Origin of the sequence: Pseudomonas sp. B21-056 (genome assembly GCF_026016325.1) — a bacterium.
GTDB lineage: Bacteria > Pseudomonadota > Gammaproteobacteria > Pseudomonadales > Pseudomonadaceae > Aquipseudomonas.
The window spans coordinates 2,396,942-2,409,353 of record NZ_CP087203.1; the positions used below are offsets into that span (position 1 = coordinate 2,396,942).

At 62.7% G+C, this 12,412-nt stretch carries 11 protein-coding genes; 8 read left to right on the forward strand and 3 right to left on the reverse strand.

The genetic code is table 11. The features are described from left to right. Positions 1–28 precede the first annotated feature (28 nt). The 7 genes from lexA to LOY67_RS10755 all read left to right on the forward strand — a co-directional run bounded on the left by lexA (position 29) and on the right by LOY67_RS10755 (position 9,971). Positions 29–646: a transcriptional repressor LexA gene (lexA, locus tag LOY67_RS10725; RefSeq protein WP_265067134.1), complete on the forward strand. Its 618-nt coding sequence runs from the start codon at positions 29–31 to the stop codon at positions 644–646. Next, the gene (gene imuA, locus LOY67_RS10730; RefSeq protein WP_265067135.1) at positions 646–1,275 is read left to right on the forward strand and encodes a translesion DNA synthesis-associated protein ImuA; all 630 of its coding nucleotides are present in this window, start codon (positions 646–648) and stop codon (positions 1,273–1,275) included. The genes lexA and imuA overlap by 1 nt, the downstream gene beginning before the upstream one ends. Positions 1,276–1,282: 7 nt before the next feature. Beyond that, the gene (locus LOY67_RS10735) at positions 1,283–2,704 is read left to right on the forward strand and encodes a Y-family DNA polymerase (RefSeq protein WP_265067136.1); all 1,422 of its coding nucleotides are present in this window, start codon (positions 1,283–1,285) and stop codon (positions 2,702–2,704) included. Continuing rightward, positions 2,680–5,778: an error-prone DNA polymerase gene (locus tag LOY67_RS10740; protein ID WP_265067137.1), complete on the forward strand. Its 3,099-nt coding sequence runs from the start codon at positions 2,680–2,682 to the stop codon at positions 5,776–5,778. The genes LOY67_RS10735 and LOY67_RS10740 overlap by 25 nt, the downstream gene beginning before the upstream one ends. Before the next feature lie 305 nt (positions 5,779–6,083). Beyond that, entirely contained in the window at positions 6,084–8,195 is a 2,112-nt protein-coding gene (locus LOY67_RS10745) for a PAS domain-containing sensor histidine kinase (protein ID WP_265067138.1), read from the forward strand. A 93-nt stretch (positions 8,196–8,288) separates the two neighbouring features. Then, positions 8,289–8,564, forward strand: coding sequence for a hypothetical protein (locus LOY67_RS10750; protein WP_265067139.1), 276 nt, complete (start codon positions 8,289–8,291; stop codon positions 8,562–8,564). A 237-nt stretch (positions 8,565–8,801) separates the two neighbouring features. Next, the gene (locus tag LOY67_RS10755) at positions 8,802–9,971 is read left to right on the forward strand and encodes an IS4 family transposase (protein ID WP_265064268.1); all 1,170 of its coding nucleotides are present in this window, start codon (positions 8,802–8,804) and stop codon (positions 9,969–9,971) included. A 65-nt stretch (positions 9,972–10,036) separates the two neighbouring features. On the opposite strand, the gene LOY67_RS10760 is transcribed toward LOY67_RS10755, so the two are convergent. Beyond that, positions 10,037–10,558: a DUF4142 domain-containing protein gene (locus LOY67_RS10760; protein WP_265067140.1), complete on the reverse strand. Its 522-nt coding sequence runs from the start codon at positions 10,556–10,558 to the stop codon at positions 10,037–10,039. A gap of 217 nt (positions 10,559–10,775) precedes the next feature. On the opposite strand from LOY67_RS10760, the gene LOY67_RS10765 reads away from it, so the two are divergent. Beyond that, the gene (locus tag LOY67_RS10765; protein WP_265067141.1) at positions 10,776–11,012 is read left to right on the forward strand and encodes a YdcH family protein; all 237 of its coding nucleotides are present in this window, start codon (positions 10,776–10,778) and stop codon (positions 11,010–11,012) included. Positions 11,013–11,099: 87 nt separating this feature from the next. Here the strand turns inward: LOY67_RS10765 and LOY67_RS10770 are convergent, their stop codons facing one another. Both LOY67_RS10770 and LOY67_RS10775 read right to left on the reverse strand, forming a co-directional pair. Beyond that, complete coding sequence (locus LOY67_RS10770; RefSeq protein WP_265067142.1) at positions 11,100–11,963, reverse strand: LysR family transcriptional regulator; 864 nt, start codon at positions 11,961–11,963, stop codon at positions 11,100–11,102. Positions 11,964–12,082: 119 nt separating this feature from the next. Continuing rightward, on the reverse strand, positions 12,083–12,400 hold the full coding sequence (locus LOY67_RS10775) for an SCP2 sterol-binding domain-containing protein (protein WP_265067143.1): 318 nt from the start codon (positions 12,398–12,400) through the stop codon (positions 12,083–12,085). Positions 12,401–12,412: the final 12 nt, after the last annotated feature.

The window sequence follows — 12,412 nt, forward strand, 5'->3', positions numbered from 1 at the left end:
TTGTCAGAAAAAACCGACAGGAGTACAAATGTACTCCATGACGACTCTCACCCCCCGCCGCACCGCCATCCTGACCTTCATCCGCGAACGCATCGCCGACCAGGGCCAGTCTCCCAGCCTCGCTGAAATCAGCGAGGCGTTCGGTTTTGCTTCCCGCAGCGTGGCGCGCAAGCATGTGCTGGCGTTGACCGAAGCCGGTTTCATCGAAGTCAATCCGCACCAGGCCCGGGGCATCCGCTTGCTGAACCAGCCGCCGCGTCCCGAGCTGCTCGACGTGCCGGTGTTGGGGCGAGTGGCTGCCGGCCGGCCGATCGGCGCCGATGCCGAGGTCCACGACCGCTTGATGCTGGACCCGGCGATCTTCACCAGGGCGCCGGATTACCTGCTGCGGGTCCAGGGCGACTCGATGATCGGCGACGGCATCCTCGACGGCGACCTGGTGGGTGTCCAGCGCACGCCCCAGGCGTCGAACGGGCAAATCGTGGTGGCGCGGCTCGACGGTGAAGTCACCATCAAGCGTTTCGAACGAGTCGGCGAGCGGGTGCGCTTGCTGCCGCGCAACCCGGCCTATCAGCCAATCATTGTCGAAGCCGACCAGGACCTGGCGATAGAAGGGGTGTTCTGTGGCCTGTTGAGGCAAGGCTGATGGGCGCGGTCGTTGCGCTGGACACGCTGTTCAACGGCGGCCAGGTCTGGAAAGGCCGGCCTGCGCCCCCGGCCGCCAGCCCGCAACCCACCGGCCATGCCGCGCTGGACGCGGCGTTGCCCAGTGGTGGCTGGCCGGAAGCGGCGCTGACGGAAATCCTCATCGCCGCGCCGGGCCTGGGCGAGTTGCAACTGGTGTGGCCGACCCTGGCGCGACTGTCTGCGCAGGGAGAACGGATCGTGCTGGTGGCCCCGCCGTTCGTGCCCTATCCCCAGGCCTGGCAGAGCGCCGGGGTGGACCTGAGCCAACTGTCGGTGATCCGCGCCGATGAGCGCGATGCCCTGTGGGCCGCCGAACAATGCCTGCGTTCGGGCAGCTGTGGGGCGGTCCTGTGCTGGCCTCGCCAGGCCGATGATCGTGCCTTGCGCCGCCTGCAAGTGGCCGCGGAAACCGGCCAGACCCTGGCGTTCGCCTGGCGCTCGATCCAGGAAGCCATCAATCCCTCGCCGGCGGCCCTGCGCATCGCCATCGATGCCGGGCCCGGGCAATTGCGCGTGCTCAAGTGTCGGGGAGGACTGGCCCGTTCGGCGCCGATTGCCTTTGCCCACACCCTGCAAACAGGGCATTGAGGTTGCGATGCGCTGGGTCTGCATTCTCTTCCCGCAATTGGCGCTGGACGCCGCGCTGCGTCAGCGCCCCGATCCCGAGGAGCCCCTGGCGCTGTTGACCGGTCCGGCCCAGCGTCGGGTGCTGCAAGCGGTCAACGATCCCGCCCGGGCCCTGGGCCTGCGGCCGGGCCAGACCATGACTGCCGCCCAGGCTCTGAGCAAAGGCTTTGCCACCGCCGAATACGACGCCGCGCAGATCGAGCACTGGCAGCAATTCCTGGCGGCCTGGGCTTACCGGTTCAGTTCCCAGGTCAGCGTGCATTACCCGCGCACGGTGTTGTTCGAGATCGAGTCGAGCCTGGGCCTGTTCGGGCCCTGGCCGGTCTTCGAGGCACGGCTGCGGGCCGAACTGACGGCGCTGGGGTTTCGTCATCGCATCGTCGCAGCCCCCAACCCGGTGGCGGCGCGGGTGCTCGCCAATGCCCATGACGCCCTGGTGGTACCGGATGCCGAGCGCCTGCAACAACGCCTGGGACAGATGCCGGTGGACCGGATCGGCCTGCCTCCCGACGTTGCCACGGCATTGTCGCGCATGGGGCTGCGCTGCCTGGATCAGGTCCAGGCCTTGCCCCGGCACACGCTGGCGCGGCGTTTTGAAGCCCAGGTCCTCAAGCATCTCGACGCACTGATCGGCAGCCGCACCCTGGCGCTGTCGTTCTACCTGCCGCCGGACCGTTTCGATGTGCGCATCGAACTCAACTACGACGTCCAGTCCCACCAGGCGCTGCTGTTCCCGCTGCGCCGGTTGACCGGTGACCTGTCGGCCTTCCTGTGCGGGCGCGACAGTGGCGTGCAACGTTTTGACCTGCACCTGGAACACGCCGGGTTGCCGGACACGATCATCAAGGTCGGCCTGCTCAGTGCCGAACGGGATTCCTCGATGCTCTTCGAACTGGCCCGCGGCCGTTTGGAACAGGTGCAGGTCGAGGCGCCGGTGCGCGGCTTTCGTTTGTGTGCCGAGGACCTGCCGAGCTTCGTGCCCCAGCGCCTGGAACTGTTCGATGAGCGCCCGCAACAGTCCTTGCCCTGGGAGCAACTGCGGGAACGGTTGCGAGCACGCTTGGGGGACAACGCGGTGCAGGGCCTGGGGGTTCGCGACGACCATCGGCCTGAGTGCGCCTGGCAGATGACACCTCAGCCCCGACCCCAGGCATGCCCCGTGCGCCGCGGTGTGCAGCGTCCCGGCTGGCTGCTGGATGAACCCCAGGCGTTGCCGGAAGGTCAGGCGCGGGTTCTCATGGGCCCGGAGCGCATCGAGACCGGTTGGTGGGACGGCGCTGACGTGCGCCGCGATTACTACCTGATCGAAACCCGTGCGGGGCAGCGGGGCTGGGCTTATCGAGCGGTGGGCGAGGGCGGCCCGTTGTGGTTGCAGGGCTGGTTCGCATGAACGTCGAATACGCCGAGCTGCATTGCCTGTCGAATTTCAGTTTCCAACGGGGTGCCTCCAGTGCATTGGAACTGTGCCGCCGGGCCAGCCAACAGGGTTACCGGGCCCTGGCGATTACCGACGAGTGCACCTTGTCCGGCATCGTGCGGGCCTGGCAGGCGGCCAAGGAATTGAAGCTGCAGTTGATCGTCGGCAGCGAGATCCAGATCGAGAACGGTCCGAAACTGGTGCTGCTGGTGGAAAACCTCGAGGGCTATCAAGCCTTGTGCCGGCTGATCACCCGTGCCCGCCGTCGCAGCGAGAAGGGCCGCTATCGCATCGTGCGGGAAGACTTCGACGAGACCTGGCCGGGGTTGTTGGCATTGTGGGTGCCCGATGGCAAGGACGGCGAAGAGCAGGGCCGCTGGCTTCAGTCGGTCTTCGCCGGGCGCCTGTGGTTGTCGGTCCAGTTGCATTGCGGACAGGACGACCGGCGTCGCCTGGCCGACTTGTTGGCACTGGCGGACCGCCTGGCGCTACCTGCCGTCGCCACCGGCGATGTGCATATGCACGTGCGCGGCCGTCGCGCCTTGCAGGACACCATGACCGCCATCCGGCATCACGTCACGGTGGCCGAGGCCGGCCAGCGCCTGCACCCCAACGGCGAGCGCCATCTGCGCAGCCGTAAGGATCTGGCCGATCTCTACCCCCGCAGGTTGCTCGATGAAACCCTGGAGATCGCCCGGCGCTGTACCTTCGACCTGGGTCAGTTGCGCTATGAATACCCCCGTGAGTTGGTGCCCGAGGGGCACGATCCGGCATCGTGGCTGCGGGAACTGACCGAGCGGGGCCTGCGTGAGCGCTGGAAGAACGGCGTGGAGGAGCGGATCCGGCGGCAGATCAACACCGAGTTGGAGCTGATCGCCGAGCTTGGCTACGACAGCTACTTCCTCACCGTGCAGGACATCGTCAGCTTTGCCCGCAAGCGCAACATCCTTTGCCAGGGCCGTGGTTCGGCGGCCAACTCGGCGGTGTGTTATGCCCTGGGCATCACCGAAATCGACCCGAGCCGAACCAACCTGTTGTTCGAGCGCTTCCTATCCCGGGAGCGCAACGAGCCGCCGGACATCGACGTGGATTTTGAACATGAGCGCCGCGAAGAGGTGCTGCAATACGTCTTCCAGCGTTACAGTCGCCATCGTGCGGCATTGACGGCGGTGGTCAGCAGTTACCACGGTGCCGGGGCGGTGCGGGACGTCGCCAAGGCCCTGGGCCTGCCGCCGGATCAGGTCAACGCGTTGGCCGACTGTTGCGGTCGCTGGAGCGACGAGGCGCCGCCCGTGGAGCGTCTGCGCGAAGGCGGCTTCGACCCGGACAGCCCGATCCTGCGTCGGGTGCTGAGCCTGACCCAGCAACTGATCGGCTTTCCCCAGCACCTGTCCCAGCACCCCGGCGGTTTTGTGATTTCCGAGCAACCCCTGGACACCCTGGTGCCGGTGGAAAACGCCGCCATGGCCGAGCGCACCATTATCCAGTGGGACAAGGACGACCTGGATGCGGTCGGGCTGCTCAAGGTGGATATCCTGGCCCTGGGCATGCTCAGTGCGATCCGACGGTGTTTCGATCTGGTGCATCAGTATCGGGACCAGCGCTACACCTTGGCGACGATCCCCTCGGACGATTCGGCCACCTACGAAATGATCTCGCGTGCCGACACCATCGGCGTGTTCCAGATCGAATCACGGGCGCAGATGGCGATGTTGCCCCGGCTCAGGCCCAAGGATTTCTACGACCTGGTGATCGAAGTGGCGATCGTGCGACCGGGGCCGATCCAGGGCGGCATGGTGCATCCGTACCTGAAGCGGCGAAACAAAGAGGAGGAGGTCACCTACCCGTCGCAGAAGTTGGAGGCAGTGCTCGGGCGGACCCTGGGGATTCCGTTGTTCCAGGAGCAGGTGATGCAGATCGCCATTGTCGCCGCCGATTACACCCCGGGCGAGGCTGACCAGTTGCGCCGTTCCATGGCTGCCTGGAAACGTCACGGTGGGTTGGAGCCGCATCGGGAGCGTCTGGCGAAGGGGATGGAAAAAAATGGCTACACCCCCGAATTCGCCGCGCAGATCTTCGAGCAGATCAAGGGCTTCGGTAACTACGGCTTTCCCGAATCCCACGCCGCCAGCTTCGCCTTGCTGACCTACGCCAGCAGTTGGCTCAAATGTCACGAACCGGCGGCATTCACCTGTGCGCTGATCAACAGCTGGCCCATGGGTTTCTACAGCCCGGACCAACTGCTGCAGGATGCCCGCCGCCATCAACTGCAGATCCGTCCGGTGGACGTGCGCGCCAGTGATTGGGATTGCAGTCTCGAACCCCTGGAAGGACGGCAACCGGCGATTCGCATGGGCTTGCGCCTGATCAAGGGTTTTCGCGAGGACGATGCCCGGCGTATCGAAACGGCTCGCCGGCAGCGGGCGTTCAGTGACGTGGCCGACCTGGGCGAGCGCGCGCAGCTCGATGCCCGGGCCCAGGAGCAATTGGCCGATGCCGGGGCCTTGCGCGGCCTGGCCGGCGATCGCCATCGCGCTCGTTGGGAAGTGGCCGGCGTGCAAAAACAACTGGGTCTGTTTGCCGGTCTGCCCAGTCAGGAAGAGCCGCCGGTGAACCTGCCCAAACCTTCGCTGGGGGAAGACCTGTTCGCCGACTACGCCACCCTCGGCACGACACTGGGCCCTCATCCGCTGGCTTTGTTGCGCCCTGAACTGCGCGCCCGGCGCTGTCGCAGCTCCCGGGAGTTGCAGGAGGTGGAGCATGGCCGCAACGTCAGCGTTGCCGGGCTGGTCACCGGTCGCCAACGCCCGGGCACGGCCAGTGGTGTGACCTTCGTCACCCTGGAAGATGAGTTCGGCAACCTCAACGTGGTGGTCTGGCGCGACCTGGCGGAGCGCCAACGCAAAGTTCTGGTGGGCTCGCAGTTGCTTCGGGTCGACGGTCGCTGGGAAAGCGTCGGCGAGGTCCGCCACCTGATCGCCGGACGCTTGAGCGACCTGACCGAATTGCTGGCGGGCATTCACGTGCAAAGCCGCGATTTCCGCTGACATTGATGCCGTATCACAGCAAATCCTGTGGCGAGGGGATTTATCCCCGCTGGGCTGCGAAGCGGCCCCAACTCTGTCACCTCAATCAACCTGACACACTGGTGTGTCAGGTTTTTGGGACTGCTGCGCAGTCCAGCGGGGATAAATCCCCTCGCCACAGGGACTTTGTTTGGGGCCGGGACCATGCGGACGACTTCGTGACTTGCCCATGAAACCAAACGCAACCGCAGCGCTCGAAGCTCTGAGCACAAGGGACTCGTGTCAGGCCGATTCCCAGCTGGCATATCGAGGTTCACAGTCATCCCATGCAGTTCTTGTCGCAAAAACACGGGTGCCTCGGTTGGGGTGGTGAAATGGCCGGGCGTATCCGGACCTTTGACTGGAGCCAGACCGAGCTGGGCGCTCTCGAACACTGGTCCGCCAGCTTGCGCAGCGCTGTGCAATTGCTGCTGGCGTCGCCTCTGCCGATGGTGATGTTGTGGGGCCGCCAGGGCTTCATGATCTACAACGACGCCTATGCCGAGTTCGCCGGTGGCCGCCATCCCTACCTGCTGGGGTGTGCGGTGGAGTTGGGCTGGCCGGAAGTGGCCGATTTCAATCGTCACGTACTGGACGTCTGCCTGGCCGGCGGCACCTTGTCCTATCGCAACAAAGAGCTGGTGCTGCTGCGCGATGGCAAACCCGAAGACGTGTGGATGGACCTCTATTACAGCCCTGTACCCGGTGAGGACCAGTCACCCGCCGGCGTGTTGGCGGTTGTGGTGGAAACCACTGAACATGTGCTGACCGAGCGGGCCCGACAAGCGGCCGAACGCAGTTATCGCGCCGTCAATGAACGTATCCAGTTGGCGCTTTCGGCCGGGCCGTTGCTCGGCTCGTTCGTCTGGGATGTCCAGGCCGACGTGCTCTCCGGTGATGAGCGTTTCGCCCGTAGCTTCAACTATCCGCCGGATTGTTCGCTGGACGCACTGCCCATCGAAGTTGCCCGCCAGAGCATCCACCCGGATGACCGGGATGAGCTGGACCAGCGGGTCGAACTGACCTTGCGCACCGGTGCACCTTACAGTGCTGAATACCGGATACGCCGCCAGGACGGTGATTACCTCTGGGTGCTCGCCAGCGGTCGATGTGAATTCGACGTGTTGGGCAAGCCCCTGCGTTTCCCCGGCGTGCTGATCGACATCAACGAGCGCAAGACCGCCGAAGCCTCGCTGCTCAAGTTCACCCGGGACCTGGAACGGCGGGTGGCTGACGAGGTGCAAGCGCGGCTGACAGCCGAAGAACAGTTGCGCCAGTCACAGAAGCTCGAGGCCATTGGTGGCCTCACCGGCGGCGTGGCCCATGACTTCAACAACCTGCTGCAGGTGATTGCCGGCAACCTGCACTTGCTGGCTCGCCGCGAACCGGACAACGTCAACGTGCAACGCCGGGTCGGCGCCGCCATCGAAGCCGTGGAGCGCGGCGCCAAGCTGTCCACGCAACTGCTGGCCTTTGCCCGGCGTCAACCGTTGACACCCGCGGTCTACAATCCGCGGCGCATCTACGACGATCTGGTCGAGTTGCTGCAACGGACCCTGGGCGAAACCATCCAGATTGAAGTGGCTTTGCCCGATGCGCCCTGGTGCATCCACGTCGATCGCAATCAGCTGGAAAACGCGCTGTTGAACCTGGCGATCAATGCGCGCGATGCCATGGGCGGCGAAGGCACCATTCGCATGATTGGCGAAAACATCGTGCTCGACGAAGCGTCCTGCGCTGGCAAAGACATCCCACCGGGCGACTATGTACGACTGTCGGTGATCGACCGCGGCGCCGGCATGTCGCCCGATATCCTGAACCAGGTCTTCGAGCCGTTTTTCACCACCAAGACCGAAGGTCAGGGCACGGGGCTGGGGCTGAGCATGGTGTTCGGTTTCGTCAAGCAGAGTGGCGGCCATATCGAGATTGCCAGTGACCTGGGCGAGGGTACGCGGGCGCACATGTATTTTCCTCGCAGCCACCAGGCCGAAACCGCAGAAGAAGTCCAACGCCCACCGCTTCACCCTGGCGGGCAGGAGACGATTCTGGTGGTGGAAGACAATGACGCGGTGCGCAGCGCCTCGGTGGAACTGCTGGAACAGTCCGGTTACCGCACCCTGACCGCTGGCAACGGCGATGCGGCCATGCAACTGCTGCTCGACGGCGCGTCGGTGGACCTGATCTTCAGCGACGTGGTCATGCCGGGCCTGATCAAGAGTTCCGACTTGGCGGCCTGGGCGAAAATACAGGTCCCGCCGGTGCCGGTGCTGTTCACCTCCGGCCATACCCGGGACATCATTTCCCAGAATCACCAGCTGAGCCCCGACACCCATTTGTTGAGCAAACCCTATGGCCCCGAGGCGCTGACCGCCATGGTCAGGTCGGTGCTGGGCGGGTGATCGGCCCGGCAAACAAATGGAACCGAAACCGTTGCCACACCTTCGAACAGTCAAGGTCGGTCATCAACCGGCCCTGTCATGAATGAGGTGTTTATGAACGACGATCCTGCACACACTCAGCCACAAGACCAGGCACCCACGCCGCGCAACGACCCGGCCATCGATCCCCAGGTCCAGTCGACGCCACCGACCGCCCAACCCGTCAGCCCCGCCGGGACCGACCAGGCCCAGAGCGCCGCCAGCGAGGTCGACCAGAAGAACCATCACCAGGACAATGACAACACCTTCAGCCCGGGCTTCAAGCCAGACCCGGATAGGCCTGAGTCCGATGAGAGCACGGATGCGGATATCGATACTGATGGTGGCTAATCAATAAAAAGCCCGACTCAATGGTCGGGCCTTCCGTACAAAATCGTTCCCACGCTCGGCGTGGGAATGCAGCCAAGGACGCTCCGCGTCCCAAAGAGCGCCGAACGCAGAGCATCCGTTGAGGCATTCCCACGCAGAGCGTCACTAGTGTCCGGTAAAAACTGAAGGGGGAGCTTGCTCCCCCTTGCTGTACCTGCCTTTGAGCGATACTCGGCTTTTTCAGACTCGATTCCGGCTATGTTCAGCAGCACTCGCTTTTCACAAATGCTCCAAGCACTCCCTCATCAGTTGTTCAAAAATGCAGTCAAACGCTGTGGCGCTGATCGTTATGCCAAGCAATTCAGCTCTTGGGATCTGCTCGTCACGCTGATCTTTGGTCAGATAACACAAGCCAGCAGCCTGCGCGCCTTGGCGACAGCATCGCAATCGCTGGAACCTCACCATTATCATCTCAACGCTCGCAGCATGGTTCGCTCAACGCTTTGTGATGCCTTGAGCAAACGCAGTTCAGAGCCTTTTCGGCTGGCCTGCGAGCACTTGCTGCAGGGCGTTGGCCGCAAGCAGCGCAAGTCCCTGGAAGCGATGGTCACGCTGATCGACTCGACCTCAATCACCTTGCGCGGTCCCGGCTTCGACGACTGGACCGCTGCGACGAAAACCCGCATAACACAAGGCCTGAAGGTGCATGTGGCAATTGATCCACGACAAACAGCACCCACTTACGTGAACATCACTGCCGCCAACGTCAATGACCTGAGTGACGCCCTGACCATGCCGCTTGAAGCAGGCATCACGTACGTTTTCGACAAGGGATACTGCGATTACAACTGGTGGCACCAGATTGATCAGGTGGGGGCGTTCTTCGTCACACGACTCAAAAAAAATGCCAATGTGAATCACGTAGAGGATCTGAACAGAGGGGAAAATGCCGACTTCATAGAGTCGGACGAAGCCGTGCGATTTGGCAAAAAACACCTGAATACACGACGGTTAAATCACTATCACGACCAAACCGTACGTCGGGTCCAGGTTCGTCGAGATGATCACGAAACGCCGCTGATCCTGGTGACTAATGATTTTTCACGCTCAGCTGAAGAAATTGCCGACCTGTACAAGCAGCGCTGGCAGATCGAGTTGTTCTTCAAGTGGATCAAGCAAAAACTCAAGCTCAAACGGTACTTCGGATTCTCTGAAAACGCGGTGCGTCTACAAATCTACAGCGCGCTGATCACATACCTTTTGCTGCTCCTGTATCAACAACGCTCGGCCTGCTCAGACTCACTTTCAAACTTCACTATCCGGCTGGCTCATAGCTTGTTTGAGCGCCCGCTCAGCGACACACACCGCGGATATCGAAGGCAAGAACGAACAGAGCTGAAGGCTGCCCAGGGTAGCCTTCAGCTATGAAAAGGTTTTACCGGACACTAGTGACGCAGAGCGTGGGAACGATCGCTCAACGCAGCTGGGGACGGTTACTTGCTGGGATGAGCAGCCTGAAGCTTCTTGGCTGCGTCCAGGTGATGCTGCAGGTCCGGCAGCATTTTCTGGGCGAAGGCCTTCAGTTCGGTGTTACCGGCTTTCTTGTCGTCCGTCACGGTCTCGGCTTCTTTCTTGAACAGGGCGATGGTTTCTTCGTGGGCCTTGACCTGGTTGTTGGCGTAGGCCGCATCGAAGGATTCATCCCGCATGTCGAGAATCTTGGCTTTCGCCTTCTTCACCAGGGTGGTTTCGTCCGGCACTTCGATGTCATGTTTCTTCGCCAGGGACATCAGCTCCTGGTTCGCCTTGGTGTGGTCGGTGATCATCTTGTTGGCGAACTCCTTGACGTCCGCCGAAGCGCTTTTTTCCAGCGCCAGTTTGCTGGTCTCGATTTCCGCAATGCCACCGGCCGCCGCGTTGTCGACGAAGTCGTTGGAAGTCGCGGCCCAGGCCATGCCCATGCTGGTGCTCAGGGCCACTGCCAGGCCGAGTTGACGCAGGGTAAATCCGTCCATTGGTGAGTCTCCATGCAGGTTGTACAAAGCGATTCTTGTGGTCACTGATCAATGGAGAGCGGCGTGCGGGCAAAGGTTTGATCCAATGGTGGGCCGTTGCGACGAACGGTCACCGCTGGTCGGATTGACGGTCGACAGAACCCCATCGGCGAGGCCATCCTGATGGTCGAGCGCCCTCAAAGGCGCCTGCCATCGATCCACCAAAAGGAGGTGTTCCATGCCGGTGTCCCATGATCTGTACCAGGATCTCCAGTGCGACAAAGACCACATCCAGCAAAAGCGCAGCGAGAATCCAAGACTCAACTCGCTCCTTCTCAAATACTCCCAACTTGATGCCGAAGTGGTAGACGCCGAAAAGCCGACGTCCCCCGCACTGTCCGACACTGCCTTGGAGACGCTCAAGAAGAAGCGATTGCAGGTCAAGGACGAGATCAATGAGCATTTGCAGAAATAACCTGGTGGCGCGGCGGGGGGATTCAGCGAAACGTCGCACCGCCCTGTTGGGCCGCGAAGCGGCCCTCCCGCTCTCTAGCCGAATGCATCAACTCAGCGGATCCCAGCGCTGGGACCAGTCGCTGCCGCTCCTGACGATTGTCCGCAACACCTCGAACGCCTGTTGCAACGCCGCCGAATCCCGGTCCCGGGAGTAGACCAGGTAAGTCGGGTAGTTGAACTCCGGCGCCTTGGGCACCCGTTCCAGGATGCCGCTGTCCAGGTAGCTCTGCACGACGCGCGTACGGAAGTAGCCGCTGCCGCCGTTTTCCAGGATGTACTGCAAGGCCAGGGGGCCGAGGTTGAAGGTGACGGCCGCCTTGGCCTTGTCCGGCAGGGCGGTGTCGTGCTGGCGACGGAAATCGGCGCTCCAGTCGATGTACACGTAGGGTTCTGGGCAACTGGTCAGACGCACCAGGATCAATTTCTCTTCCAGCAACTGCTCCACCTGCAGTCGCGGCCAGTATTCGGGTTGATACACCACCGCGGCATCCAGCAAGCCCAGCTCCAACTGTTGCAGCAGTTTCTCGCCGTCGCGGATGTCCATGCGCAAGGCATGGCCGGGGATCTGCTGGCGCAGTTCACGGGCCCAACTGAGCATCAAGGGGTTGCACAGGCTGACCTCGCCACCGATGTGCAGGACATTGCGATAGCCCTCGGGCAAAGGCAGGTCCCGACGGGCTGCTTCCCAGGTCTGCACGAGCTGATTGGCGTAGACGACAAAGGCTTCGCCGTCGCTGGTCAGTCGCGCACCGGCACGGTTGCGCACGAACAGCGCGCAGCCGAGCTGGCTTTCGAGCTTCTGTACGCGAGCGGTAATCGCCGTCTGGGTGACGTGCAATTTGTCGGCCGCCGCAGCGAGGCTGCCATGGCGGACAATTTCCAGGAAGGTGCGGGCGAGGTCGATGTCCATGGGCGGGCCGGTGGGGAGGGCGGGAGTGAAAGAGTTGCCAAGCCTGCCCGAAAAACACGAATCCCGCCACGGGGGCGGGATTCGTTACAGCCGAGGGCACCCGGGAAGGGTGCGCAGGCTCAGGCCGGGAACAGCTCGGAGAGCTTCATCGACAGCATCATGTCGCCTTCGACACGCAGTTTGCCGCCCATGAACGCTTGCATGCCGTCGGTTTCACCGCTGACGATGCCCTTGAGGGTGTCGCTGTCCATCACCAGTGTGCAGTTGGCGTCGGCATTTTCGCCTTCCTGCAATTCACAGGTGCCGTCCTTGACGATCAGGGCGTATTGCTTGTCTTCGTCGGTGATGTTGAAACCGAATACCAGGTCCAGGCCGGCAGCGGCGGCTGGATTGAATTTTTCTTTCATCTTTTGTACGGCGTCGACTACGGAGGTCATGGTTTCGATCCT

Excerpts from the sequence above, each read along its gene's own strand:
- LOY67_RS10745 (WP_265067138.1), top strand. The coding sequence starts at position 6,084 with ATGCAGTTCTTGTCGCAAAAACACGGGTGCCTCGGTTGGGGTGGTGAA.
- LOY67_RS10755 (WP_265064268.1), top strand. The coding sequence starts at position 8,802 with ATGTTCAGCAGCACTCGCTTTTCACAAATGCTCCAAGCACTCCCTCAT.
- imuA (WP_265067135.1), top strand. The coding sequence starts at position 646 with ATGGGCGCGGTCGTTGCGCTGGACACGCTGTTCAACGGCGGCCAGGTC.
- LOY67_RS10760 (WP_265067140.1), bottom strand. The coding sequence starts at position 10,558 with ATGGACGGATTTACCCTGCGTCAACTCGGCCTGGCAGTGGCCCTGAGC.
- LOY67_RS10775 (WP_265067143.1), bottom strand. The coding sequence starts at position 12,400 with ATGACCTCCGTAGTCGACGCCGTACAAAAGATGAAAGAAAAATTCAAT.
- LOY67_RS10765 (WP_265067141.1), top strand. The coding sequence starts at position 10,776 with ATGCCGGTGTCCCATGATCTGTACCAGGATCTCCAGTGCGACAAAGAC.
- LOY67_RS10770 (WP_265067142.1), bottom strand. The coding sequence starts at position 11,963 with ATGGACATCGACCTCGCCCGCACCTTCCTGGAAATTGTCCGCCATGGC.
- LOY67_RS10750 (WP_265067139.1), top strand. The coding sequence starts at position 8,289 with ATGAACGACGATCCTGCACACACTCAGCCACAAGACCAGGCACCCACG.
- lexA (WP_265067134.1), top strand. The coding sequence starts at position 29 with ATGTACTCCATGACGACTCTCACCCCCCGCCGCACCGCCATCCTGACC.
- LOY67_RS10735 (WP_265067136.1), top strand. The coding sequence starts at position 1,283 with ATGCGCTGGGTCTGCATTCTCTTCCCGCAATTGGCGCTGGACGCCGCG.